Here is a 26,086-nt window from a genome sequence, read left to right as displayed (position 1 = left end):
CTTCCAAAATGCGTTGAACTAACGACTCTTTGAGAATGCGGGCACCTTTGGGTCAAATTGGAGCGATTTCTATTTTGACCGTAGTTCATCCAAATATCTAGCCCACCAATCAGCCAACTTTACCCGCTCATCCCAGTGTTCTCCTCTCGCGTATGCTCGGCGGACTTCGTTTTTCTCAACATGGGCTAAGGCCCGCTCAATGGCGTCGGGATTCCATAGGCCGCTTTCGTTGGCCAATGTAGAAAACGACGCACGAAATCCGTGTGCGGTCATTTCATCACCGGAGTATCCCATGCGGCGCAGCGCTGCGTTAAGGGTGTTTTCAGACATCGGGCGCGTCCAGGTGCGCAATGATGGGAATAGGTAGGCACCTGGATTGTTCATCGCTCGTAATTGCTTCAACAATACCAAAGCCTGATCCGGCAATGGCACATTGTGATCACGGCGCATTTTCATCTTGGCTGCTGGGATCGACCAGATCCTTTCGGCCAGATCGAACTCTTCCCATTTGGCATTACGCACCTCGCCCGGTCGTTGGGCGAGCATGGCCAGCAACTTCAAAGCAATCCGCGTGGCGGCTTGCCCATCAAACTCGTCGATCTCAGCCATCAAGCGTCCCAACGCCTCAGGATCAATGATAGCGGCGCGATGAACACGGATTGGGCGGATCAATGCATCGCGCAAGGCATAGGTCGGGTCTGTCTCAGCAATCCCACTGGCCACTGCATAGCGAAACACCGACCCGATACGGGCGCGCAGGCGGTGGGCGGTCTCATAATTACCCTTAGCCTCAACTTTACGGAGGGTCTTGAGGATCATGGGCGCGGTGATCTCGGTCACGGGCTTACGCCCAAAATCACGATTGGCCAGCTTGAGGTGATATTCAGTCTTAGCCAGAGTTGCAGAGGATTTTACCTCACTTTTTTGATTGGCAAGAAATGACGCACCGACCTTCTCAAAGGTGTGACCCATTGCTTCCAGCCGCGAACGTTTTTCATCTTGCTTGACTTCGCTTGGGTCGATCCCGGCTGCAACCTTCGCACGGGCGTCGTCTTTAGCCTTACGGGCCTGAGCAAGCGATATGTCGGGATAAACGCCAATAGAATAGAGCTTTTCCCTGCCGTCCAGTCGGTACTTGAAGCGCCACAGGCGCGACCCGTTCGGCTTCACTAGAACAAATAGGCCCTCAAAATCGGACACCTTATAGGCCCTTTCGCGCGGCTTGAGGTTTCGAATCTGAATGTCTGACAATGGCATCTCTGGGGGTATCACTTTTCTTGACCGAACTCGACACCCCCAAAAAAACCCCCTATCTGGGGGTATCGCATCGCACGCTATAAAACCGCGCTGGACAATGGAGCATCGCGAAACCTATATAAACAAGGTTCATTCGGATGTCATTGGATGAATTTGGATATTTAAATGGTGCCCCCACACGGACTCGAACCGCGGACCTACTGATTACAAATCAGTTGCTCTACCAGCTGAGCTATAGGGGCACTGTCGCGCGAATTACCATTGCGATTGAGAGTTGGCAAGTCGGCTCGATCGTTTCTTTTGTCTTTTTGCGTGAGATGGGAGCAGGCCGCAAAAGGGCAGGGTGGCCAAGTCATCAGTGAGAGGCATATCCGGACCAGCACAGGCCTGGGCAGCAGTTGCCTAGCCGCGCCAGCTGCGGATCGGGCCGCAATCCATATGCACGAAATTGGAACCGGCATAGCGCCCAACGCCACCGGCGCGACAGGCGATGGCGGCATTGGCCATCTGAACCGTGGTTCGGCTTTGCAACCGCAGATCGGCGGCCTGACCGCGCATATGAAGAGAATTCCGCGCAACGCCGGAAGAGCGGCTGCGCAACATGGCATTGGTCTGTGGCGAACGGTAGCCGGACAAGAGAAGATAGGGTTCGCTCGTATCCATCAGGTTCAGGGCGGCTGACATGATGTCGATGGTGCGCAGGTCGATCTGGATCGCCTCACTTGTGCGCCAGTCGCGCATGAAGACGTTGATCTCGCGCACTGCTTCGGGAATGTATTCACCTTCGATCCAGTAGATCGTGTCGATCCGTTCACCTGTCCGGCCGGAATGCATGGCGATGCGGCGAATGTCGCCCGCGCGCCCGCGCAAAAAACCTGCTGCGTTTGAATAGGTTGGTGCCGCTGCGATTGCCGATGCTGCAAATGCCCCCAGCAATCCACGCCGGGTCATCCCCGAGGAAGTCAGTTTTGTCATGTCTGTAGCGCCTGTCCCGTCGCTCAATAACTCCGCTTTACAGCGGATTTTCCATCATGCCCCCAAGATGATGCTAGTTTTATGGCATATTTCGATTCGATCACCAAGAGGTGTTTAGCCCGTTATTGGTTAACGGCGCGGAAATCGGCGGCAAATTGCGCAAAGATGACACGCGCTTCCGTTCAAAAACGCTCCTCAAGGCGGCATGTTGGCAACACACACGGGTCGTGGCCAGCGCTTCGCCGCATTGTGAGTGGACAGGGCTGGGGTATGGATATTGATACTCTTCCCCATGGTGACTTTGCGTTAGTGTCATTTGAAAGAAGTTATGGGAAATTTGATTTATGCGAGTTGAAAGCCTGCCAATTCAAAGGGTGATGCTTCGTTTTGCAGCGATGTGTATGTTGCTGGTTTTTGGTCTGTTCAGTGTGCCGCAGGCCCATGCGCAGGTGACTGAATTCCGGCAGGCTGTGGCCGAGGCTGCGGCCGGCGACGATGACCTGATGGCATTCTACCGCGCGCGCAATTTCGAAGGTATCTGGGATGAACGCCGCCGCCGCAATGCGTTGCTGGCCGCGTTCAGTTCTGCAGGCGACCACGGATTGCCGATTGACCGCTATAATCCCGAGACGCTGCGCGCCCAGTTCCAATCGGCCACGACACCCGCCGCACAAGGCCGGGTCGAGGTCGAGGTCAGCCGCCTGTTTCTGCAGTACGCCCGTGATGTGCAGACCGGTATTCTGATACCGTCGCGCGTCGATAGCGGTATCCGCAGGCAGGTCCCATACCGGTCGCGTCTGGCGACGATCCAGGCCTTTTCGCAATCCAACCGTGCCGGTTTCTTGCGGGCCTTGCCGCCCGCATCCCCGGAATACACCCGCCTGATGCGTGAAAAACTGGCGATGGAGCGTTTGCTGGCTGATGGTGGTTGGGGGCCGACAGTCAGTGCCCGCAAGTTGGAACCCGGCGATACCGGGCCGCAGGTTGTTGCACTGCGCAACCGGTTGATCGCCATGAGCTTTCTGTCGCGCACCAATACGCAGACCTATGATCAGGCGATTACCACCTCCGTTCAGCGGTTTCAGCAGGCCAATGGGCTTGCCATTGACGGCACGGCAGGCCCCGGCACTCTGACCGAGTTGAACACGTCCGTAGAGCGTCGGTTGCAGGCCATTATCGTTGCGATGGAGCGGGAACGCTGGATCAATCGCCCCCGTGGTCAGCGCCACATCTGGGTCAACCTGACCGATTTCACCGCCAAGATCATCGACAATGATGTGGAAACGTTCAGCACCCGATCAGTTATCGGTGCCAATGAACGTGACCGTGTTAGCCCTGAGTTTTCTGATGTCATGGAGTTCATGGTCATCAACCCCAGCTGGTATGTGCCCCGTTCCATCGTCACCAAGGAATATCTGCCCCAGTTGCAGCGCAATCCAAATGCGGTGAACCAGCTGATCATCACTGACAGCCGGGGCCGTCAGGTCAACCGCGGTGCCGTTGATTTCAGCCAATATACCGCATCTAATTTTCCCTATTCGATGCGCCAGCCCCCGAGCCGGGGCAACGCGTTGGGACTGGTCAAGTTCATGTTCCCCAACCGCTACAATATCTACCTGCATGACACCCCGGCCAAGAGCCTCTTTGGCCGTGAGACCCGGGCCTTCAGCCATGGCTGTATCCGCCTGAATGATCCATTTGATTTTGCCTATGCCTTGCTGGCTAAGCAGATGGGCAACCCCGAAGAGTTCTTTCAGGCGCAGTTGCGCACGGGTCGTGAGCAACGTGTCGACCTGACCGAGCCGGTGCCGGTGCATCTTGTGTATCGCACAGCCTTCACCCAGGCCGATGGCCGGATGCAGTACCGTCGTGATGTCTATGGTCGCGATGGCCGCATCTGGGACGCGCTGGCCCGTGAAGGGGTGGCAGTTCGCGCCGTTCGCGGGTAAATCTTTCCTCGGGTAACCGGTCCGGGGACAAGATGGCACATTCCATAGCAGACATCGCAGCAGCGCTTGGGGCAGAAGCCTTTGGCGCCGTTGATCTTTTGGTGGATGGTGCAGCTGAGCCTGGCAGTGCCGGTCCTGATGATCTGGCTCTGGCAATGACTCCTGCCTACGGCGATGCGCTGGCGAAAGGGCAGGCGCGTGCCGCCGTTGTCTGGCCCGACGCGGATTGGCAGGCCTTGGGGCTTGAGGCCGCAATTCTGGCCCCCCGCGCCCGATTGGCGATGGCAGGTCTGACGCGGATGCTGGACCGAAAGCTGCCGGGCGAAGGGATTTCAAAGAACGCCTTGATTGATCCTGCGGCTCGGATTGGCACCGATGTGGTGATTGGCCCGTTTGCCGTCATTGGTGCGGATGCGGTCATTGGTGACGGATGCTGGATTGGCGATCAGGTCAGTATTGCCGTTGGTGTCACCATCGGACGCGACTGTGTCATTCACCCCGGTGTCCGGTTGCAGCGGCACGTGCGTATCGGTGATCGTGCTATCTTGCACCCCAATGTGACAATCGGTGGCGACGGGTTCTCCTTTGTTACCGCCGAGCCATCCAATGTTGAACTGGCGCGCGAGACGCTGGGCGATGCGCCCATGTCTGCCCCGGCAGATCCGACATGGCACCGGATCCATTCGCTGGGCGGCGTAGAGATTGGCGATGATGTAGAGATCGGGGCGAATGCGACGGTGGATGCCGGAACCATCCGCGCGACACGCATCGGGCAAGGCACCAAGATCGATAATCTGGTACAGGTTGGTCATAATGTGATTGTCGGGGACCATTGCCTGCTTTGTGCGCAGGCGGGTGTGGCCGGGTCCACCGTGGTGGGTGACAGAGTGGTCGTGGGTGGCAAGGCGGGTATCGCTGATAATCTGAAGGTGGGCGATGATGTTGTGCTGGGTGGCGGTTCGGTCGTGCTGTCCAATGTGCCTGCCGGACGGGTTATGATGGGCTATCCTGCCACAAAGATGCAGACCCATGTGGACAGCTATAAGGCATTGCGCCGTTTGCCACGAGTTCTGAAAGGTCTTGGAAAAGGTTAACCGCCTGTTTCAAAGCGGCCCCATTGTGACTACATCACAGATGAACAGAAATGGACGTCGAAGCGACATGAACACCCAGAAAAAGGTTGTCGAAATCATTGCGGAACAGGCGATGCTGGAGCCGGCTGATGTCAAGCTGGAACACACGCTTGAGGACCTTGGCATCGACAGCATGGCATTGGTCGAAAGCATTTTTGCGATTGAGGAATGCTTTGATATCTCAGTGCCATTCAACGCGAATGAGCCGGGTGAGAGCGATTTCGATATCTCTTCTGTTGCGGCTATTATTGCTGCGGTTGAGCGGCTGAAGGCCGAACAGGGCAAGTAAATGCGCCGGGTTGTCATCACCGGAGCGGGCACGATCAATCCCCTGGGCGAAAACGTCCTTGCCACCTTCGAGGCCATGCGCGAAGGGCGTTGCGGCATTGGCCCGCTTGAGATTGCGGATGTGGACCGTCTGGCAATCCAGATCGGCGGCCAGATCAAGGGCTATGACGAGGCGCAGCATTTCAACCGCCAGCAGATTGCGCTTTATGACCGTTTCACCCAGTTCACGCTGCTTGCTGCGCGCGAGGCCATTGCACAATCGGGTCTGAGTTTTACCGGTGCATTGGCTGATCAGTCGGGTGTTGTTTTAGGCACATCCGGCGGTGGATTGACGACGCAGGATGAAAACTACCGCGCGGTGTATGAGGCGGGCAAGAACCGGGTGCATCCGTTTATCGTGCCCAAGCTGATGAACAATGCCGCGGCCAGTCATGTGTCGATGGAATGGAACCTGCGCGGTCCGTCCTTTACGGTGGCGACCGCCTGCGCGTCGTCGAACCATGCGATGGGGCAGGCCTTCAACATGGTGCGTTGCGGTATGGCCAAGGTGATGGTGACTGGCGGGTCGGAGGCGATGTTATGCTTTGGCGGGATCAAGGCCTGGGAAGGGTTGCGGGTCATGTCCAAGGACGCCTGCCGCCCGTTTTCGGCCACGCGCAACGGGATGGTGCAGGGAGAGGGTGCGGGAGTGTTTGTGTTCGAAGAGTATGAACACGCCGCTGCACGGGGGGCAGACATCCTATGCGAAGTCGTGGGTTTCGCCATGTCCTCTGACGCTGCCGACATTGTTATGCCCTCAAAGCAGGGGGCGGCGCGGGCCATTGGCGGCGCATTGAAGGACGCCGGACTGGCTGGCGACAGTGTTGGCTATATCAACGCGCATGGCACGGGGACAGCCGCGAATGACAAGACGGAATGTGCTGCGGTCGCTGATGTGTTCGGGGCGCATGCGGACCAGTTGATGATATCGTCCACCAAATCCATGCATGGACATTTGATTGGAGGCACCGGGGCGGTGGAACTGCTCGCCTGCATCATGGCCCTGCGGGACGGGGTCGTAGCACCGACCATCGGGTATGAGGCACCCGATCCCGAATGCGCGCTGGATGTGGTGCCTAATGTCGCGCGCGATGCAAAAGTGGATGTGGCGCTTTCGAACGCCTTTGCTTTTGGTGGTCTGAATGCGGTGCTGGCATTGCGGTCTATCTAAGATCGCACGGCGTACCGCCGCGAGCTACGCAGGGCATTTCGCAAAATACCCAGTCGCCGTTCAAAGAGTTCCGCGAAAACCAGGCCCACGGCGATAGCGCCTAAGAGTAAAATCGCGTGACGACCTAAAATGTTTGAGGGCAAACTGGCATCCAGCAAATGCAAGGCGGGGTAGTGGGTGACGTAGATCGAGAAGCTGGCGCCGGCAAACCAGCGAACAGACGTCCAATTCAACCTGCTGTTATGCAGCAAATGTGCCATCCCGATCAGATGTAACGTGGTGAATATACCGATTATCGTGTTCCAGATGAATTCGTCTGAGAAGCGCAACATCTGGCGTGCGTCAGGTAGGCCCAGTGCGTCAGCCGTCAAAGTACTGAGTTGATCAGGCAGGTTTATCGCTTGGCATATCACATAGAGGGCAGGGGCGCCGATGCTGAGTAAGTAGGCCGAGGCGGGTTTCAAAACTGGCAATGACCCGGAAGACAGCCGATGCCAAAACCAGACACCCATGAGCCAAGCCGGCATCAAGAGAATGATCCGCGGCCCGGCGATCATGATCAAAACCAGAAGCACGGCGATGCGGCGTGCACCGCCCAAAAACACGGCTGCGCCGAAGATGGCGTAATAGGCCGCCTCGTAACTCAGCGACCATAGCGGACCGTTTGTGCCCAGTCGCGCAGGACCGGGAAAGGCGAATTCATTGCTGAAAGTAAGGCCTCGTCCCAACATTTCCCATAGATTGAGGGGCTGGAAATATTGCTGTGGATAGGCAGATGGATCCAGACCAATGCCAAGCCGGTCGAACAGAAATGTCAGCAAAATGGCGGGGATCAGCACGGACCAAAGTCGGGTTAATCGATTGAAAGCAAAACGACCCGCAGTTTGATCGCGCCCCGCAGCATAGGCTATCACAATTCCCGAGATAACGAAGAAAACAATGACAGCGTCACTGCCGACATTCCATTCACGCAGGATAAAATAGGTGCCATCGGTGAAACGGGGGTAGGCCCAATGTGACAGAACAACGACGACAGTTGCAACGACACGGATCAGGTCCAGCCATATGGACAGGCCGGGTTTCACTGCTGTTTGATGTGTTCGGACGGTTTGGTTTCAGTCGGTTTACGCAGGCTTTGCCAGCTATCCCTGAAGGGCTGAATGATCGCGGCGCGCAAGGTTGGATGAGGTTGTTCTATCAGATTTCCCTGCCCATCAGCGATGCCGAATTGTAGCACCTCTTCCTTTTCGGGAACGTAAAGCGTGCCGAACATCCAGTCCCAAAAGGCAAAGACCTCTCCGTAATTTTTGTTGTGGTGTTCAACTGCACTGGAATGGTGGATCTGATGCTGTGCTGGAGAAATGAAAACATGTTCCAACACACGCCCGTAGCTCAGCCAGATATGCGTATGCCGCAGATTGGCGCCGAACAGGTTGAACAGTACATAGCCCACATTGGCAGATCCGATCGCAATCACGTCCACCTTGCCCATAACTGCAAACAGGATGATCGCCTGCACGATACCGACGCCGATGGCCAAAATGATATTCTGGGTGACCTTGTAGATGGGGTGGACTCGCGACACGGTCACGGGGGTCAACACTTCGGCAGAGTGATGCACCGCGTGAAATGGCCAAAGTGTCGGCGATTCATGATGAAAATAGTGCGTCCAGTACTTGCAGAAATCCAAAGTCAGGATGATGAGCACAGTCGTCACAAATGTCCGCCAAAAAGTGCTATCGATTGGCGTGTATTCTGTGTTCGTCAGCCCCAACAGTTGTTCGAGGACCACAATGGTCACAAGCGGTGTGAATGTCAGCAGCGCGAAGAATCCGACCACATTCAGCAGGAAGTTGAGCCCGAATAGCTGTAAATCAACAATATTGGACCGATGTTTATAGACTGCAGAAGGCATCAGCCAACGCAGAAACGGCTGAGGCTTCGCCCGCCAGATCCAGATTGCATAAGCCAGTACAACGGTCGTGATCAAATAGACCAATGCAAGTCGGGATTCCAAGCCAAGAAAGGTCGCTGAGAATGCGCTTCCAATATTGTCGATCATTTCGCCCATAGTAAGCCCCAATACAGACTACCGGTAAGCTTAACCATCAAATGTGGAGGAACAATGACGCGACTATGGAAACTTGGCGGGCACGTTGATGCCCGGCCAGCTTGCAGCACGGCGTTTTATTCGAGGGTCACGACACCTTCAAAACCTGCTGTAAAACCTGTCAGGGACATGGTCAGCAGGACTTCTTGATCTGGTGCTGCTGCTGGCACCAGCCGCAGTGTCGCGTTACTTCCGCGCTTGAACTGATCGACCTCGGCCTGGGTGAATCCAAGCCGCGAGACGCAGCCGGCGGCATTGCAGAAGGTGAATGGGTATCGGCGGGCTTCACCGCCATCCACCGACAGGGTCAGTTGCTGGGTTAGCAGTGTTTCGAGTGGGACGACAATTGTAGCACCAGCAGCGGCGCGCGATCCGTCGGGCAGGCGGAACAGGTTGACCTCGGCCACTTGATTGCCGTCATTGTCCAGCAATAGCTGATAAAGATTGCATGGATCATTCTGCCCTTCCGGGGCCTTGACGCAGCGCATCTCCCAATCACCGAATTCCTGCAGCACGTAGGGTTCGCCAACTTTCGGCGGCAGAGGTTCACCAAGGATCAGATCATCGGGTGCGCCATCCTGCGCGGGTGCGTTTTCTTCCGCTGGCGTTTCTGTTTCGGTTTCCTGCGCTATCGCGGCACCGGCCTGTGTCAACAGACCAGCCAGAATGATGGATTTGAAAAAGCTGCTCATCTTGTTTGATCCTTCGCGTGTTTTTAAGGGCTTTAGCATGGTCAGACAGGGCTGTCAGCGCCAAAATCCGCGCGATGGGCAGGCATCCGCTAAGACTGTTCAGCCATAGAAAAAGGGCCCCAAAGGACCCTTCTTCGTTTTCTCCCTGTCGGACTTGGCCGACTAATTGCAGGGGAAGCTACGCAAAGCCATTGTGTCCGTCAACCGGAAATCTTTGCCTATCGATGTCATAAGATGGTGATCTTGCCAGAAAAAAGCCGTGCCCGCAGGCACGGCAAGTCTAACAGGGAGGAAATATGCCAAACCGCCCCGTTTGGGTGGCGTGACAGGCGTTTAGACTGGCATGGATTGGTTAAGAATGTATTTTGATCTGAAACAATCTGACGAGGGAGCAGTTTAAATGGGCGATCATATCTTTATCGGGGGCGGCGGGGCCGAATACGGAACGCCGCAATCCCTGTTGCTCGACAAGGCGAACCGGCATGGATTGGTGGCCGGTGCGACCGGCACGGGCAAGACGGTCACCCTGCAGATCATGGCCGAAGGGTTTTCGGCTGCCGGTGTTCCGGTGTTCCTGTCGGATGTGAAGGGTGATTTGTCCGGTCTGGCCGCCGCCGGGTCAGCCGAGTTCAAGCTGCATGACGCTTTCATGAAACGGGCTGATACTATCGGCCTTGATCTGCAATATGACAGCTTTCCGGTGACATTCTGGGATCTTTTCGGGCAGCAGGGCCATCCGATCCGGGCGACGGTCGCCGAAATGGGGCCGTTGCTGCTGGCCCGTCTGATGGAATTGACCGATGTGCAGGAAGGCGTGCTGAATGTCGCCTTCCGGGTCGCGGATGAGGAGGGCTTGCCGCTTCTCGACCTCAAGGATTTGCAGGCGCTTCTGGTCTGGGTCGGGCAGAACGCGCAGGATCTGTCATTGCGATATGGCAATGTAGCGTCGTCGTCCGTTGGTGCGATCCAACGGCAGTTGCTGGTACTGGAAAATCAGGGGGGCAATGCCCTGTTTGGCGAACCGGCGCTGGATCTGGCGGATATGATGCGGACCCGTGATGGCCGGGGCGAGATCAACATCCTTGCCGCCGACCAGTTGATGGGTAGTCCACGGCTCTATGCCACTTTCCTGCTTTGGTTGTTGTCCGAGCTGTTCGAGGAACTGCCAGAAGTGGGTAACCCCGACAAACCCAAACTGGTGTTCTTTTTCGACGAGGCGCATTTGCTGTTTGATGATGCGCCAAAGGCGCTGGTGGATAAGGTTGAACAGGTGGCGCGCCTGATCCGATCCAAAGGGGTCGGGGTCTATTTCGTCACGCAGAACCCCGGTGATATCCCCGAGGATGTCTTGGGCCAGCTAGGCAACCGGGTGCAGCATGCGCTACGGGCTTTCACGGCCAAAGACCGCAAGGAGCTGAAGACTGCCGCCGAGACCTATCGTGACAATCCGGAGTTCGATACGGCTGAGGCTATTCAGGAGGTGGGGACGGGTGAAGCTGTCACCTCGTTCCTGAACCCCAAGGGTATTCCGACGGTTGTCGAGCGCACGCTGATCCGGCCGCCGTCATCACAGCTGGGGCCAATCACCACCGCTGAACGCAAGTTCGTCATGCAAGCCTCTGATATGGCGGGAAAGTATGACACGCCCGTTGATCGTGATAGCGCCTTTGAGATGCTCAGAAACCGGGCTGATGCGGCTGCGGCCGCTGCCGAGAAGGCGGAGGCGGAAGAAGAAGCACTTGAAGAGAAGGAACGCGAGTTTAAGGCGGCCCGCCGCTATGACGGTGGCGGGACAGGGCGGTCATCGTCGCGCAGATCGTCCCGGTCATCGGGTGGTGGGTTTGGCGGCAAGCTGGCTTCGGTCATCACCAAAGAGCTGACCGGCACCACGGGGCGCCGCATCGTTCGCGGAATTCTGGGTGGATTGTTCAAGGGGCGCTAGACAGATGATTGACGGCACAATGCATCGCGGCGCGCGGCTGGTGACCTTTTTGCTGGGGTTGAGCGGTGCGATCCTCATGGCGGGGTTCTTGTATGTGATCACCTATCAACCGCAGTTGATTGAGGCGAAGGCGCAATCTTTCGTCATCAGTACCGTGGAAGAGCGTGTCAAACTTGCGCTTGATGCGGCCCAAACCGCTGCAGAGGAGAGTGACAACAGTTTGCTTCAGTCTCTTGCGGGCCGGTTCGCGGACAATGCCGAGGTACTGGCCGAGCAAAGGGACGCGGCTATCGCGGCACTGGTTCGGAATACTGCGGCAAATCGGTGCGCCGGTGACTGCGATGCAGCAACGATACGGGGAACAATTGCCAGCCAGGCCCTGCAATCACGCATTGCGCAATTCAAGATTGGCGAGCGGACGGTGGGAGAGTTTGTTGTCCAGCGGTATGAAGATACATTGAACGGGTTGAAAAAGGATTTGCAGACCTTCAGCCTCGCCAACCTGATCGCCTTTCTGACGCTCATGTTCATGGCAGTCTTTCGGGGGCGACTGGGTGCGCGCATTTTGCCTATGGCGATCTTGCTTGCTGCCTACGTGATTTATGCGTGTTATTGGTACGTCTTCGCGCAGGATTGGGCCTCGGCCATCATGTTCAACGACTGGGTTGCGGGGCTTTATGTGCTGACGATGTTTTTCGTCTATGTCGTGCTGATCGACTGGACGTTTCTAAGGGGTCGTCTGACGGTTGCCTTCATCCGCTCACTGCCTGAGGCGTTTGGGGCAATGCTATCGGGGTTGATGATCGATCTTTCAATTTAGCTGGTGATCGGGCGGGGGAAGTGCCCCGCCCCAAGATGGTGCTACTCGCCCAATGCAACCCCTTCGCGCCGGGGGTCGGCCCCGCCTTGCAAACCGTCCCCGATTGCGATGGCATGCAGGCCGGAATTCAGGCCGCGGATGTTGACCTCGTATCCCAGTTCAGTGAGCGGTGCTTCAAACGATACCGCGTCGCTGCCTTCCTCAAGATCGTAGGTGCCGAAGCGATTGACCAGATGCGGCATTGCGACGGCTTGCTGCACATCCATTCCCCATTCCAAATGGGCGATAATGGCTTGGGCCACATAGCCGATAATGCGACTGCCGCCGGGGCTGCCGATGACCAGCACAGGCTCACCATCCTGGGTCACGATAGTCGGTGACATGGATGAACGTGGCCGTTTGCCCGGTTCGACCCGGTTGGCGATGGGATAGCCATCGCTATGCGTGGCAAAGGAAAAGTCGGTCAGTTCGTTATTGAGCAGAAAGCCCCGCACGAACAGCCGTGACCCAAAGCCATTTTCAATAGTGGTCGTCATAGACAGCGCATTGCCGTAGGTATCGACGATGGAGATATGCGAGGTTGAGGGAAACTCGATACTGACATCATCACCCCAAAGCTGCGCGTGATCCCATGTGGGGTTGCCCGGCGCCACTTCTGGCAGGGCGACAAAACCATCGATGCGATCGCCTTCGATCAGCCCCGCTCGTTCTTCCAGATAGGCGGGGTCGACCAGACCCTGGGTGGGCATCGGCACGAAATCACTATCGGCCATGTAACGCCCCCGGTCGGCAAAGGCGAGGCGGGACGCATCGCCAATCAGCCGCCATGTGTTCGAGTCGCTTGGGTCCGAGATGTCGAAATTGTTCACGATCCCGAGGATCTGCCCGACTGTCAGTGCGCCGGATGATGGCGGCCCCATGCCGCAGACATCGTACACCCGATAGGTGACGCAGACCGGCGCGCGTTCGACCACGTCATATAGCGCAAGATCCAGTGTCGAAAGGACACCGGGATTACCTTCGGCATTGCGCACGGTGGCGACGATATCCTCGGCGATGGGACCAGTATAGAATGCATCTGTTCCACGGGTCGCGATCTGACGCAGCGTGTCGGCATAGTCCGTATTGATCAGGGTGTCACCGGCCTGCAAAGCGTTGCCGCCCGGAAAGAAGTAGGCGGCGGTAGCCGGAAAGCGTTGCAGTCTTTCGCTGTCATTGGCGATGGCGCCCGCCATGCGCGGCGAGACGGCAAAGCCGTTTTCGGCAAGGCTGATTGCTTCGTTGAAAAGGCCCGCCCAGTTGGACTGCCCCCAGCGGCGATGGGTATCTTCCATCAATTTTGGCGTGCCGGGTGTGCCGACGGACAGACCACCGACGACCGCGTCGAAAAAGCCAAGGCGTTCACCGTTTTCGTCCTGAAACAGCGTGGGTGTTGCGGCTAAAGGTGCGGTTTCACGACCGTCCAGCGTGGTGATTTCGCCAGTTGTCGCATCGTACCAGACCAGGAAGGCGCCACCGCCCAGCCCAGATGATTGTGGTTCAACCAACCCCAGTACCGCCTGAACGGCGACCATGGCGTCCGCTGCTGTGCCGCCATCGGCCAGAACGGCAGCACCCGCCTCAACCGCGAGCGGATTGGCAGCGGCTACCATCCAGTCTTCCGCAGAGACAGGAACGCCCGCCGTCTTGGCATCAAGGGCGGCCTGTGCCGCCTCTGACAGGTTCTCGAACCCGGCCAGTGCTGTGGCCTCCTCTGGGGCGACCGCATCTGCGGCTTGTTGGGCGATGGCGGGAGACAGCAGGCAGGCACTGAATAGGCAAGGGGTAAAGAAACGACGCAACATCATGATGGACCTCATTGTTGGAACGAATGCGGTCAGGGTGACGCAAGGGCAGGTGGAATGTAAAGCGGGTCGTGGCGGGCACGATTTCTCGTCGAAAAATCGTAGGGCCAAAAATCTTCGCGACGATTTTTAACAGATCATCGCAAGCGGTGCGTTATTGCAGATCACGGTGAATTGGTTACCGTTGGCCATCAGGCCAAATCCGCGCCGGACCTCTCATTCAAAGCGTTCGCGCCCGATCTCGCGGTTAACATCGCTGATCTTCCACCGGATGACGCCAATGCAGTCCCAATTCTGGATTAAGCGCGCCGCCGCCGACCGGTCCGCGCGCGCCCTTCGCCCTCTTTGACCGGGGCGCGGTTGAACTTGATCCATTCTGCGCCCGACGGGTCATTGTCGGTCAAGAAGTTGGCGGCGCGGATTGCTGCCATCTCGCTACCAGCGCGCGGTTTTGTGGAGCCAAGGCCGAAGAGCGTGACAAAGGTTTCGTCGTCCATGTCGTCGGGCAGGATGATACCGGCGGCGGCTATTTCGGCCTTTTTCTCGGCGATCTTGATCGGGCCGATTGGCAGTGCCACCGGGTTCATGATGGCAGAGGTCATGCCGGCGGTCATTGCCATGGGCAGGAAGGCGTTGTTGATCCCGTGACGGTTGGGCAGACCGAATGAGATATTCGATGCACCGCAGGTCGTGTTGACCCCCAGCTCTTCGCGCAGGCGCCGCACAAGGGTGAAGACCTGCAGCCCGGCGGTGCCCATGGCACCGATGGGCATCACCAATGGGTCCACAACGATGTCATGGGCCGGAATGCCGAAATCGGCGGCCCGTTCCACGATCTTCTTGGCGACAGCAAAGCGCACGTCGGGGTCTTCGCTGATCCCGGTATCGTCGTTGGAGATGGCCACGACTGGCACATTGTATTTCTTGACCAATGGCAGGACGAGTTCCAGCCGTTCCTCTTCACCGGTGACAGAGTTCAGAAGAGGGCGCCCTTCGGCTGCCGCCAGACCATTTTCCAGCGCGCCGGGGACGGAACTGTCGATGCAAAGCGGGATGTCGACCACGGCCTGCACTCGTTTGACCAGTTCGGTCATCAGTGGTGGTTCGACAAAGTTGTTGTCGGCGTAGCGGGGGTCTTCGGCCATCTTGTTGGAAAAGACTGCACCGGAGTTCACGTCCAGCACATTGGCACCGGCTGCGGCCTGCGCAATCGCGTCCGCCTCGACCCGGCTGAAATCGCCGCGTTCCAGTTCCTCGGCCAGGATTTTTCGGCCTGTGGGGTTGATCCGTTCACCGATCACGCAAAAGGGCTGGTCGAACCCGATAATGGCCGTCTTGGTTTTGGATTCGACGATGGTGCGTGTCATTCTAGGGTCCTTAGGATTGAGAGGCTGGAACGGCTGAACTGCCGCCATGATCGATTGCCCATTTTGCATTGGTCTTGATCCCGCCCAGCGGGAAGAAATGGACACTTTCGATATTGAAATCAGGGTTTGCGGCCTTGTGGGCGGCAAGTTCAGTCAGAACCTCGGTTGGTTCGTAGGGGAGCAGCAGTTTGGTCACATCCATCGCCCGCTTTTGCAGAACCTTGAGCGATGGCCCGACGCCGCAGGCGATGGCGAATTTGATCAGGGTCTGCAGCTTGGCGGGGCCGGCGATGCCGATGTGGATCGGGATCGTGATGCCGGCGTCGCGCAGCGCGTCGGCCCAAGCGATGATCGGCTTTGCCTCGAATGCGAACTGGGTAGCCAGTGCCATGTCGGCATCTGTTGTTTCGCTGAATTTCTGTTTCCAGCGCAGGGCATCCATGACGTTTCTGTCGGTGCCGTCGGTGTCGATATCACGGTTGCCTTCGGGGTGGCCGGCGACGTGCAGGCGCTTGAAATCGCCGAATAGACCGGTTTCCAGGAGCTGCATGGAACTGTGGAAATCGCCATGTGGTTCCGCCACACCACCGGCCAGCAGCAGCGCCTGATCAACGCCAGCCTCACCTTTGTATTGTGCGATCCATTCTGCCAGTGTGGCCTTGTTCTTGATGATGCGCGCCGGGAAGTGGGGCATGACGTTGTAGCCATCGGTAGCCAGCCGCTTGGCTGTCGCGACCATATCCTCGATCGGGGTCCCTTCGATATGCGCGATGTAGACGCGGGTGCCTGCAGGCAGAAGATCGCGGAAATCATCGACCTTTTCGGCGGTGCGCGGCATCACCTCGATCGAATAGCCTTGCAGAAACGCCTCAACATCCGGGTTGACGCTGGTCTCTGCGATTTCTTTGCGCTTGAGGAATGGAAGCAAGGACATAACGACCTCCGTAAGGCGTGGGGGGATGCGGGGCGGGGTTTTCAAGCCCAACCGTCATTGGTGATCAGGGTCTTTATCCGTTCGGCATCGTATTCGGCATCTATGTGGGCGACGGCGGTAGCGGCGGCTTCGGCATCTGTGCCCTCAGCCGGGTACGGGTCGGCCTTTCGGAAACCGGCCATGTATTCATCGGATTCGGCGGCGCCTGACTTCATTGCGGCCCGGTCGATTGCCTGTTCGAATCGTTCCGGCAGGGGCAATTTGGTGCCCCGACGGCCACGGCCCACGATGACCTGAGCGGGCATGTCGCGCCAGTAAACGATGGTGACGTCAGGCATCTGATTCCTCTTTGTTCTGATCCCGGTTTAACATCCGTTTTTCCTTGCCGAAGTCGGTTTTCGACATCGTGGATGCTCTGAGCGACTGCATATGGGTAACGTGCACATCGGTCCCACACCAGAGCAGTTGGGGGTCATAATCCTCATATCCAAGATGTGGATGGCTCACGAATGCGTACACAAGACTTGCACCGCACCCGTTGTCGCCCTAGCTTGGAGGTAACTCGAAATGGAGGGCGTGAACATGGCGCCCAGGCGTCCCAAAGGTGCGGGCGCGTTCCCCAAAGCGGTCGAAACCCCCGCGCCAAAACCGCCTGATCCGGCGACGCTGTATGCGGCATTGGATTTGGGCACAAATAGCTGCCGTATGCTGATTGCCCAACCCAAGGGCAGCCAGTTTCATGTGGTGGACAGCTTTTCCAAATCGGTCCAGTTGGGGCAGGGTTTGGAAAGCACGGGCCGGTTATCGCGTTCGTCGATGAACCGCACGATTTCGGCCATGCGCATCTGTCGTGAAAAACTGAAGCGTTACGGTGTCGAGCGGATGCGTCTTGTCGCGACGGAGGCCTGTCGTCGCGCGTTGAACGGCGATAATTTTGTGGCTCAGGTCCGTCGCGAGACCGGGTTGAAGCTGGAAATCATCAAGCCGGAGGAGGAGGCGCGGCTTGCTGTTATCTCCTGCGCACCGCTGGTTAGCGTGAATACTGAACAGTTGCTCGTCGTGGATATCGGTGGCGGTTCGACCGAGCTTGTCTGGATTGATCTGACCAACGTCCCCAAGCGCGAACGCCCGCGTGCGATCATGCGTCTGCATGCCGGGTTCAAATCCGATCCTGGTCCCTTTGCCGCGGCCAAGGTGGTGGACTGGATTTCTGTGCCATTGGGTGTTGCCACGTTGCGCGATCAGTTTTCGGATGTGGAAGACGATGCGGCCCGCTTTGCCCTGATGAGCTGGTTTTTCGAGGAAAACCTTGAAGAATTCTCGCCCTCTGTGGCCGCACAGGCACGCGAAGGGTTCCAGATCATCGGGACCAGTGGGACGGTCACGACTGTCGCAGCGAGCTATCTAGGGCTCAAGCGCTATGACCGGACAAAAGTGGACGGGCTGCGCATGACATCTGATCAGATCGACAGCGTGATCCGCGATTATCTGTCGTTGGGTCCGGCGGGTCGCCGCGCTGATCCGCGTATCGGCAAGGACCGGCAGGCGTTGATCATGTCGGGGTCTGCCATCCTGCAGGCGCTCATGCGGCTTTGGCCCACGGACCGGCTGTCAGTTGCGGATCGTGGCCTGCGTGAGGGGTTGCTTTACGCACAGATGTCGGCGGATGGGGTCTTGGAAGATACGCCGTTTTAGGCGATAGGCACCCAATGGCCAAAAAACCCACCAAAAATACTTCTGGACGCGGGCAGCGTGATCTGACCGTCAAGGTCAAGACCGCGCGCGGACGCAAGCTGAGTTCGACCAAATGGTTGCAGCGGCAGTTGAACGATCCGTATGTGAAGCGCGCCAAGGCTGACGGATACCGGGGCAGGGCAGCCTACAAGATCCTCGAATTGGATGACAAATACCGGTTCCTCGTCCCTGGTGCCCGGATTGTCGATCTGGGTTGCGCACCGGGTGGCTGGCTGCAAGTTGCGGTCAAGCGCGCCAATATGCTGGGCGAGAAGAAGGGCAAGGCGCAGGGCTATGTGCTGGGCATCGACCTGCAAGAGGTCGAGCCGATTGCTGGCGCCGAAATTCACCAGCTTGATTTCATGGAAGATGACGCCGACCAACAGGTCAAGGAATGGCTGGGCGGGCCAGCCGATGTGGTGATGTCCGACATGGCCGCCTCCGCCTCTGGTCACAAACAGACGGACCATTTGCGGATCATCGCGCTGTGCGAAGCGGCGGCCTATTTCGCGTTCGACGTGCTGAACGAAGGTGGGACATTCGTGGCCAAAGTGCTGGCCGGCGGGGCAGAGGGTGAGTTGCAAAAGCTTCTCAAGGCGCGGTTCACCAAAGTCGCCAATGTCAAACCGCCAGCATCACGGTCTGATAGCTCGGAGAAATTCGTTGTAGCGACAGGGTTTAAGGGCAACGCTTGAAGTCAGAAGACTGACTTAGTCGCCCTCCGGTCAGTCACGCGCTGTAGGGTTTGAGGGCCAGACATCTGCCACAACACCATAATGATCAGAGCCGATCATTGGGCGTAGCTCTGCTTTGCCGCCCAAGGCCCAGACCTGATCAAGCGGAAGTCCGACGCCCCAGAGGCGAAAGGTGGTTAGCCTCGGGGGGATGACTTTCGCATTTGTTAAGTGGCCGATGGTCTTTGCAGCTGCGCTCCACGGTACTGTATTGAAATCACCAGCAACGATTGCATTCCCGTTCACTTCCGAAAGCACTGGCAGAGCTCTCTCAAGATGTGCCCATTGCACATCCGGCCATGGTTGTTGCAGATGCACACCGACCACCCAGAAGGGCCCGTCGTGCCCTATCACCTTCACGGCCATCAATGATCGTTCTGGCGAACATCGGGTCGCATCATTGGAAAGTGGCCAGCGGGACAGAATAGCAATCCCGTTCCAGCCTTGCCATGGGCAGCGCACCTGATGGGGCAGTATTGATTGCAAATCGGACATCAAGGCGACGTTGTTTTCCGAGACCTCCTGCAACACGACGATATCAGGATTGGCATTCGCGATATCGGCTGCAAGCGCGGTGATCTCAACGTTCCGGTGCCATAGGTTCTTTGTGTAGACGCGAATTTTTCCCGCCTCGCCATCACCGGCGATGCGTGAATTGGCGACAACCAGAACCAAGGTAGCCAGCGCAAGCGCAGCCAACACATACATGCGGTTCAACAGCACCAGCAGAAAGAGGCAAAGAAGCAAAACATAGATTGCGATCCAACGACCGATGGCCAAGGCATCAAACATGGGGTGCAGATACCCAAGAAAGCCCATAGTAAGAAATAAGCCAGAGAGGGCAGCTATAGCCAGACAGGCCGTTTTCATGGGATCTTATTGCAGGCCAACAAGTTTTCCAAACGTGCAATCAGCCGATCAGATATCAAACCGCGGAGGTTCCATAACTAGATCGCCGCAGTCACGATGATCTCTACATGAAAATCGGGTGTTGCCAGTTTGGCCTCACCAGTCCACCGGGCTGGTGCAGCGCCTTCGGGCACCCAGGCTTCCCATGCGGCATTCATTTCTTCGAACTGGCTGGCAATATCAGACAGCCAGATTTGCGCTGTCAGCAGGTTGGATTTGTCTGTGCCTGCCTCGGCCAGAAGCGTATCGATCTGCCCTAGGATGTCGTTGGTCTGCTGGGTGATCGACGCACCGGGCGTGCCCACCTGACCGGCCAGATAGGCCACGCTGTTGTGGATGACCAGCTGGCTCATCCGCGGACCGACATGTTTGCGTGTGATATCCGGCATTTTGGACCTCATCTGGTTGAAAGTCATGGAGCGGGTAACGGGAATCGAACCCGTAACTGAAGCTTGGGAAGCTTTCGTGATACCTTTTCACCATACCCGCAGCGGGGATCTGGATACGCCCCGGCGCGGCCATCGTCAACGTATGTTTTGTGTCCACTGGGAGGGCAAATTGACAGGCGGGGACAACCCCGCATCATGATGTCCGCGCCCGCCGCCGTCGCCCTTGGCGTTCGCTATTGCCAGCGTTGTGGTTCACGGTCGGTATATCTACGATACTCTTCAGGATCGGGAAGGGTTCGACCGCGTTGGGGATGGCGGACGCGTTGACGAAATGTTCCTGAAAGCGCGGTTCGATCGCGGTTTCGATTTTGTGGATCTTGTGCACGACATCTTCGATCTCGCGCCGGGCGTCGGTATTGAGCAGGGCGATGCGAGCCCCGGTGCCTGCCGCGTTGCCCGCGCTGGTGACCTTGTCCAGTGGTGCGTCGGGGATCATGCCGAGGATCATTGCGTGTTTCGGGCTGATATGCGCCCCAAACGCCCCGGCGAGCACGATCCGGTCGACCTTGTCCACGCCGAATTTATCCATCAACAGCCGTGCGCCGGAATAGAGTGCCGCCTTGGCCATCTGGATTTGCCGGATGTCGGTGTTGGTCACGGTGATTTTTGGCCCGCCATTTTCGCTGCCGTCATAAAGCAGATAGCTGTTGGTGCGTCCGTCGGGGAAGCAATTGGGCGATCCGGTCTGTTCGACAGTTCCGATCAGCCCCGGCCCGTCGACAATACCGGCAAGGCGCATTTCGGCGATCACCTCAATGATGCCGGACCCGCAAATGCCGGTGACGCCGGTTTGCGCAATGGCCGCGTCGAATCCCGGGTCGTCGGACCACAATTCGCTGCCGATGACCTGGAACCGGGGCAGTTTCGTAACCGGGTCGATTTGCACATGTTCGATAGCGCCGGGTGCCGCTCGCTGTCCGCTGCTGATCTGCGCCCCTTCGAAGGCCGGGCCAGTGGGGGAGGAACAGGCAAGCACCTTGTCCTTGTTGCCAAGGATGATTTCGGCATTGGTGCCCACATCGACGACAAGCACGAGGTCTTCGGATTTGTCAGGGGCTTCGGATAGTGCGACAGCGGCGGCATCGGCCCCCACATGCCCTGCAATACAAGGCAGGATATAGACGCGCGCGGCCGGGTGCAGGTTGAGTTCAAGTTCGACAGCGCGGAGCGATATCGCCTCTGACGTGGCAAGGGCGAACGGGGCCTGCCCCAGTTCATAGGCGTCGATGCCCAGAAAGAGGTGATGCATGACGGGGTTGCAGACAAAGACCGCGTCGACGATCAGGTTGCGGTCGATCCCGGCTTCGGTGGCGATTTGCACGAAGAGCGCGTTCATCCCTTCACGCACAGCACGGGTCATTTCCTCGGCCCCGCCGGGGTTCATCATGGAATAGCTGACCCGGCTCATCAGGTCCTCGCCGAAACGGATCTGCGGGTTCATGATGCCGGATGACGCGACGACCTGACCGGAATGCAGATCACAGAGATGCGCCGCGATGGTGGTTGACCCAAGATCGACCGCCAGCCCGTAGATGGTACCGTCGTAGAAGCCGGGCCAGATTTCCATGATCCGCGGGCTGAAGACCGCGTCGCCCAGATGCACGGCGACGGTGACCTTCCATTCGCCCTTGCGCAGGGCTGGCTGCAGGGTCTTCAGCACACCAAGATCGGCCTCAAGCTCTGGCAGGTCCCAGTCGCGGCGGAGTGCGGCGACAAGCCGTTCCAGATCGCCCGACGGGTCGTGCATATCTGGTTCCTCGACCTCGACATAGTAGAGCCGGGTGGAGGGGTTCATGATGATTTCGCGTGCTTCGGCCCGTTTGCGCACGACCTGTTTGTGGACCTGGCTTTCGGCCGGGACGTCGATGATCACATCGCTTTGGATCGTGGCCTGACAGCCTAGACGCCGCCCTTGTTTCAGGCCGCGCTTTTCGTCGTATCGCGCCTCGACCGCGTTCCATTCCGACAGGGCATCGTCGGCGACGCTGACCCCGTGTTTGGGGAATTCCCCGTAGGAGGGCGTGATCTGGCATTTGGAACAGATCCCTCGCCCGCCGCAGACCGAATCGAGATCGACCCCCAATTGCCGTGCCGCCGTCAGAACCGGGGTCCCAACCGGGAAATGGCCCCGCTTGCCAGAGGGGGTGAAGATCACAAGAGGGTCACTGGACATGGATACGCCTGTTTGTTGTTGGCCCATACATATCGTGTGATGCCGGTGGGGGAAGTCCCGAACCCGTCATAATAAATATGAAAACGGCCACTTAACGCAGGATATCTGTTCCCATGATCCAGACTGCCAGCGGGACGGGCAGGGTAAAGATGGCGATGGCGATGATGGTGTGCTGCGTCCGGAACAGTCGGCTGAGTCCGGCGGCCATCATGATGCCGCCGCCGCCGCCCAGCGCGATGTTGCCGGGCAGATTGATCAGCGCGCCCAGCGTGACATAGCGGTAATTGATCAGGACCGGGGCCAGCCAGCGCGGCAAACGGTCGTTCAGCGTGGTCAGCCGCTGGTCCAGCGGTGTCGTCATGATCGTATGCAGCAAGGCGCAGACCCGGAACATATAGAGATCCGCGCAGAACCGGCTGAGCCGGTCAAGCGGGACGAACTGCCCGAAGAGAAAGGCCAGCGACAGCCCTGTCAGGGTCGCCAGATAGACGTAAGGTGCGGCACTTGCCCCCTGGATCAGCAGGACAGCGATCCCGATTTCGACCCCGGGCAGGAACGGGATGGCCAGCATTAGGGCGTAACCGATCAGGACCAGGATGATCAGCCCGATCATCGCCCCTTTGGCGCTGTCGCTTTCCAGTTGTGTGACCTTTGCCGACAGCGCATCCATGCCGAGTTTGGCCAGCAGAACAATCCCGAAGATCACGCCAAGGCGCAGGATCAATCGGATCGCGCCGTAGCGCTGTGGCGCGATTTGCTGAGGCTCTTTCAGGGTCATGCCGCACTCTGTCGTGGGGGCCGGGCGGCAGCAACCCACATTCGGGTGAGTTTGCTCTTTCCGACAGGTGCGTTCCATGCAATAGGGACGTGCCAACGATGCCACCCAAGGAGACGGTTGATGGAAATTCGCGAGGCACTTACCTTTGATGATGTTCTGCTGGTGCCGGGGGCGTCCAGCGTACTGCCATCCACCGCAGATACCCGCACCCGTGTCACCAAATCCATCACGATGAATATTCCACTGCTGTCCAGCGCCATGGACACCGTGACCGAAGGCCGTATGGCGATTGCGATGGCGCAGGCGGGCGGCATTGGTGTGGTCCACAAGAACCTGAGTATCGAAGCGCAGGCCAAGGAAATTCGCCGAGTGAAGCGGTTTGTGTCGGGGACTGTCTACAACCCTGTGACCCTGCGCCCTGATCAGACCCTGGCCGATGCCAAGGAACTGATGGAGCGTTATCGCATCACTGGTTTTCCTGTGGTCGGCGAAGGGGGCAAGGTCGTTGGCATTGTCACCAACCGCGACATGCGTTTTGCCACCGATGACGAGACCCCTGTCAGTGTCATGATGACATCAGAAAATCTGGCTGTTCTGACCGAGCCTGCTGATTTGGATGAGGCCCGGTCACTGATGCAGGCGCGCCGGATTGAAAAGCTGCTAATCACCGACGGGCAGGGAAAGTTGACTGGGCTGCTGACCTTGAAAGACAGTGAGCAGGCTGTTCTGAACCCGATTGCCTGCAAGGATCATCTGGGCCGACTGCGCGTCGCTGCGGCCTCTGGCGTTGGCGATGCCGGCTTTGAGCGGGCCGAAGCGCTGGTGGATGCGGGTGTGGATATGATTGTAATCGACACGGCCCATGGTCATTCGGAAGGTGTGGCTAAGGCAGTTGAACGGGCCAAGATGCTGTCGAATGAGGTGCAGATCGTGGCGGGCAATATTGCGACCGGGGCGGCCGCGAAAGCGCTGATCGGTGCGGGTGCAGATGCCGTGAAGGTCGGGATCGGACCCGGATCAATCTGCACGACCCGTATGGTCGCAGGTGTCGGTGTGCCGCAACTGACTGCGATTATGGATTGTGCCGAAGGCGCCGGTGACGTGCCGGTGATTGCTGACGGCGGCATCAAGTTTTCCGGTGATTTTGCCAAGGCGATTGCTGCTGGCGCCTCTTGCGCGATGGTTGGGTCGATGATTGCAGGCACCGATGAAAGCCCGGGTGAGGTCATCCTGTATCAGGGACGCTCGTTCAAATCCTATCGCGGTATGGGCAGCCTTGGGGCAATGGCTAGCGGCTCTGCTGATCGGTATTTCCAGAAAGAGGCCGCCAGTGACAAACTGGTCCCCGAGGGGATCGAGGGGCAGGTCCCCTATAAAGGATCGGCACATGCCGTTGTTCACCAGTTGGTTGGCGGCCTGCGTGCCGCAATGGGCTATACCGGCAATGCGACGATCGACGAAATGCGCAGGAATTGCCAATTCGTGAAGATCACGGGTGCGGGCCTGAAAGAAAGCCATGTGCATGACGTGCAGATCACCCGCGAAAGCCCAAATTATCGCGTTGGCTGAACAATGACCCCTGGCGCACGCGTCGCAGCGGCGATTGAGATACTGGATCAGGTGCGCGGCGGCATCCCCGCAGAACGCGCCCTGACCGCATGGGCACGCGGCAGTCGTTATGCTGGATCCAAGGATCGCGCGGCCGTCAGGGATCATGTATTTGATGTTTTGCGGGCCAAGCGATCACTGGGCGATGGTGACGGTCGCGCACTGATGATTGCAGTGGCCTTGCGCGATGGGTGGGATGTTGATGCCCTGTTTTGCGGTCAGGGCCATGCGCCTTCGGCATTAACGGATGCTGAACGATCTCCGGTTTCTGTCACGGACGCGGCGGCGGCCTGTGACCTGCCAGATTGGCTTTGGCCGTTATGGCAGGACAGTCTGGGTGATCAGGCTGAAGCCGCTGCACATGCCCAGCAGGCGCGAGCTGCGGTCTTCCTGCGGGTCAATACGCGACGCGGTGATCGGGAGAGCGCCATCAGGATGCTTGCTGATGACGGGATACTGGCCGTTCCGCATGAATCGGTTCAAACCGCCTCGCGTGTCGTTGAAAACCCGCGTCGCATCAAAACGTCGCAGGCGTATCTGAACGGCTACGTCGAATTACAGGATGCGTCGTCTCAGCATGCGGTGGCACAACTGCAAGTGCCCGCAGATGCGCGGGTGCTGGATTATTGCGCTGGTGGTGGCGGCAAGGCGCTGGCCTTGGCTGACATGTATGATTGTCAGGTTGTGGCCCATGACATTGCGCCAGACCGGATGAAAGACTTGCCTGCTCGGGCAGACCGTGCGGGCGTGCGTATCGAAACCCGAACGACGGCGGCGCTGGCAAGCGCGGCGCCCTTCGACGTGGTGTTTTGCGATGCGCCTTGCAGTGGTAGCGGGACTTGGCGCCGGACGCCGGACGCAAAATGGCGATTTTCAGAGGATGATCTGGCGCGGTATCAGAACATGCAGTCCGAAGTTATCCTTTCGGCGGCAGATCTGACCGGGCAGGATGGCATGTTGGCTTATGCGACCTGTTCAGTCCTGCGGCAGGAAAACGATGCGATCATCGACAAGTTTCTGAAAACACGGCCCGAATGGCGTGTTTTATACCGTGAACAACTGGTGCCCTGCGATGATTGGGACGGGTTTTTCCTGTGTTGTTTGACCCGCGACAATAGCAACCTGTGATTGCGTTTCCAATTGCGCTATGCTGCTTAAGGATTGATTAATCCTTGATGCG

General features: G+C 58.0%; 23 protein-coding genes and 2 tRNA genes. 10 read left to right on the top strand and 15 right to left on the bottom strand.

Annotated elements, in window-relative coordinates:
* Window positions 1-69 precede the first annotated feature (69 nt).
* The 3 genes from ACFWW2_RS14900 to ACFWW2_RS14890 form a co-directional block, all read right to left on the bottom strand.
* Window positions 70-1,200: a tyrosine-type recombinase/integrase gene (locus ACFWW2_RS14900; RefSeq protein ID WP_393929086.1), complete on the bottom strand. Its 1,131-nt coding sequence runs from the start codon at window positions 1,198-1,200 to the stop codon at window positions 70-72.
* Window positions 1,201-1,423: 223 nt separating this feature from the next.
* A tRNA-Thr gene (locus tag ACFWW2_RS14895) sits at window positions 1,424-1,499 on the bottom strand.
* Between the two features lie 160 nt (window positions 1,500-1,659).
* On the bottom strand, window positions 1,660-2,232 hold the full coding sequence (locus ACFWW2_RS14890; protein WP_393929084.1) for a YcbK family protein: 573 nt from the start codon (window positions 2,230-2,232) through the stop codon (window positions 1,660-1,662).
* Window positions 2,233-2,627: 395 nt separating this feature from the next.
* On the opposite strand from ACFWW2_RS14890, the gene ACFWW2_RS14885 reads away from it, so the two are divergent.
* The 4 genes from ACFWW2_RS14885 to ACFWW2_RS14870 all read left to right on the top strand — a co-directional run bounded on the left by ACFWW2_RS14885 (window position 2,628) and on the right by ACFWW2_RS14870 (window position 6,812).
* Entirely contained in the window at window positions 2,628-4,181 is a 1,554-nt protein-coding gene (locus ACFWW2_RS14885; RefSeq protein WP_393929082.1) for a murein L,D-transpeptidase, read from the top strand.
* A gap of 32 nt (window positions 4,182-4,213) precedes the next feature.
* Window positions 4,214-5,275, top strand: a complete 1,062-nt coding sequence (locus ACFWW2_RS14880) for a UDP-3-O-(3-hydroxymyristoyl)glucosamine N-acyltransferase (protein WP_393929080.1) — start codon at window positions 4,214-4,216, stop codon at window positions 5,273-5,275.
* 67 nt (window positions 5,276-5,342) lie between these two features.
* Complete coding sequence (locus ACFWW2_RS14875; protein WP_393929078.1) at window positions 5,343-5,603, top strand: acyl carrier protein; 261 nt, start codon at window positions 5,343-5,345, stop codon at window positions 5,601-5,603.
* Window positions 5,604-6,812: a beta-ketoacyl-[acyl-carrier-protein] synthase family protein gene (locus ACFWW2_RS14870; protein WP_393929076.1), complete on the top strand. Its 1,209-nt coding sequence runs from the start codon at window positions 5,604-5,606 to the stop codon at window positions 6,810-6,812.
* Here ACFWW2_RS14870 and ACFWW2_RS14865 read toward each other — a convergent pair.
* From ACFWW2_RS14865 to ACFWW2_RS14855, 3 genes are all read right to left on the bottom strand, one after another.
* Entirely contained in the window at window positions 6,809-7,897 is a 1,089-nt protein-coding gene (locus ACFWW2_RS14865; RefSeq protein WP_393929074.1) for an acyltransferase family protein, read from the bottom strand. The genes ACFWW2_RS14870 and ACFWW2_RS14865 overlap by 4 nt on opposite strands.
* On the bottom strand, window positions 7,894-8,883 hold the full coding sequence (locus ACFWW2_RS14860; protein ID WP_393929072.1) for a sterol desaturase family protein: 990 nt from the start codon (window positions 8,881-8,883) through the stop codon (window positions 7,894-7,896). The genes ACFWW2_RS14865 and ACFWW2_RS14860 overlap by 4 nt, the downstream gene beginning before the upstream one ends.
* 116 nt (window positions 8,884-8,999) lie before the next feature.
* Complete coding sequence (locus ACFWW2_RS14855; RefSeq protein ID WP_393929070.1) at window positions 9,000-9,614, bottom strand: invasion associated locus B family protein; 615 nt, start codon at window positions 9,612-9,614, stop codon at window positions 9,000-9,002.
* 400 nt (window positions 9,615-10,014) lie between these two features.
* On the opposite strand from ACFWW2_RS14855, the gene ACFWW2_RS14850 reads away from it, so the two are divergent.
* Window positions 10,015-11,556: a helicase HerA-like domain-containing protein gene (locus tag ACFWW2_RS14850; protein ID WP_393929068.1), complete on the top strand. Its 1,542-nt coding sequence runs from the start codon at window positions 10,015-10,017 to the stop codon at window positions 11,554-11,556.
* Window positions 11,557-11,560: 4 nt separating this feature from the next.
* Entirely contained in the window at window positions 11,561-12,376 is an 816-nt protein-coding gene (locus ACFWW2_RS14845; RefSeq protein WP_393929066.1) for a hypothetical protein, read from the top strand.
* 41 nt (window positions 12,377-12,417) lie between these two features.
* On the opposite strand, the gene ggt is transcribed toward ACFWW2_RS14845, so the two are convergent.
* From ggt to ACFWW2_RS14825, 4 genes are all read right to left on the bottom strand, one after another.
* Window positions 12,418-14,220: a gamma-glutamyltransferase gene (gene ggt / locus ACFWW2_RS14840; RefSeq protein ID WP_393929425.1), complete on the bottom strand. Its 1,803-nt coding sequence runs from the start codon at window positions 14,218-14,220 to the stop codon at window positions 12,418-12,420.
* Window positions 14,221-14,519: 299 nt separating this feature from the next.
* Window positions 14,520-15,587: a dihydropteroate synthase gene (locus ACFWW2_RS14835; protein WP_393929064.1), complete on the bottom strand. Its 1,068-nt coding sequence runs from the start codon at window positions 15,585-15,587 to the stop codon at window positions 14,520-14,522.
* A 10-nt stretch (window positions 15,588-15,597) separates the two neighbouring features.
* Window positions 15,598-16,521 carry a methylenetetrahydrofolate reductase gene (locus ACFWW2_RS14830; RefSeq protein WP_393929062.1) on the bottom strand — a complete coding sequence of 308 codons (924 nt, stop codon included), beginning with the start codon at window positions 16,519-16,521 and terminating at the stop codon, window positions 15,598-15,600.
* A gap of 41 nt (window positions 16,522-16,562) precedes the next feature.
* Entirely contained in the window at window positions 16,563-16,859 is a 297-nt protein-coding gene (locus ACFWW2_RS14825) for a virulence factor (protein ID WP_393929060.1), read from the bottom strand.
* A 244-nt stretch (window positions 16,860-17,103) separates the two neighbouring features.
* On the opposite strand from ACFWW2_RS14825, the gene ACFWW2_RS14820 reads away from it, so the two are divergent.
* Together ACFWW2_RS14820 and ACFWW2_RS14815 are read left to right on the top strand one after the other, a co-directional pair.
* Window positions 17,104-18,216, top strand: coding sequence for a Ppx/GppA phosphatase family protein (locus ACFWW2_RS14820; protein WP_393929058.1), 1,113 nt, complete (start codon window positions 17,104-17,106; stop codon window positions 18,214-18,216).
* Between the two features lie 14 nt (window positions 18,217-18,230).
* A complete protein-coding gene (locus tag ACFWW2_RS14815) occupies window positions 18,231-18,950 on the top strand; it encodes an RlmE family RNA methyltransferase (protein ID WP_393929056.1) in 720 nt (239 codons plus the stop codon).
* Window positions 18,951-18,980: 30 nt separating this feature from the next.
* On the opposite strand, the gene ACFWW2_RS14810 is transcribed toward ACFWW2_RS14815, so the two are convergent.
* The 5 genes from ACFWW2_RS14810 to ACFWW2_RS14790 all read right to left on the bottom strand — a co-directional run bounded on the left by ACFWW2_RS14810 (window position 18,981) and on the right by ACFWW2_RS14790 (window position 23,298).
* Entirely contained in the window at window positions 18,981-19,808 is an 828-nt protein-coding gene (locus ACFWW2_RS14810) for an endonuclease/exonuclease/phosphatase family protein (RefSeq protein ID WP_393929054.1), read from the bottom strand.
* Window positions 19,809-19,936: 128 nt separating this feature from the next.
* Window positions 19,937-20,287 carry a RidA family protein gene (locus ACFWW2_RS14805; RefSeq protein WP_393929052.1) on the bottom strand — a complete coding sequence of 117 codons (351 nt, stop codon included), beginning with the start codon at window positions 20,285-20,287 and terminating at the stop codon, window positions 19,937-19,939.
* A gap of 26 nt (window positions 20,288-20,313) precedes the next feature.
* Window positions 20,314-20,387: transfer RNA gene (locus ACFWW2_RS14800), tRNA-Gly, on the bottom strand.
* A gap of 93 nt (window positions 20,388-20,480) precedes the next feature.
* Entirely contained in the window at window positions 20,481-22,520 is a 2,040-nt protein-coding gene (locus tag ACFWW2_RS14795; RefSeq protein WP_393929050.1) for an ASKHA domain-containing protein, read from the bottom strand.
* A 91-nt stretch (window positions 22,521-22,611) separates the two neighbouring features.
* Window positions 22,612-23,298: a hypothetical protein gene (locus ACFWW2_RS14790; RefSeq protein ID WP_393929048.1), complete on the bottom strand. Its 687-nt coding sequence runs from the start codon at window positions 23,296-23,298 to the stop codon at window positions 22,612-22,614.
* Window positions 23,299-23,418: 120 nt separating this feature from the next.
* On the opposite strand from ACFWW2_RS14790, the gene guaB reads away from it, so the two are divergent.
* Both guaB and ACFWW2_RS14780 read left to right on the top strand, forming a co-directional pair.
* Complete coding sequence (guaB, locus tag ACFWW2_RS14785) at window positions 23,419-24,867, top strand: IMP dehydrogenase (RefSeq protein ID WP_393929046.1); 1,449 nt, start codon at window positions 23,419-23,421, stop codon at window positions 24,865-24,867.
* Window positions 24,868-24,870: 3 nt separating this feature from the next.
* Window positions 24,871-26,034: an RsmB/NOP family class I SAM-dependent RNA methyltransferase gene (locus tag ACFWW2_RS14780; protein ID WP_393929044.1), complete on the top strand. Its 1,164-nt coding sequence runs from the start codon at window positions 24,871-24,873 to the stop codon at window positions 26,032-26,034.
* Window positions 26,035-26,086: the final 52 nt, after the last annotated feature.

It is taken from the genome of Yoonia sp. R2-816 (assembly GCF_046762905.1).
GTDB lineage: Bacteria > Pseudomonadota > Alphaproteobacteria > Rhodobacterales > Rhodobacteraceae > Yoonia.
This window is presented reverse-complemented; position numbering and strand designations above follow the sequence as displayed.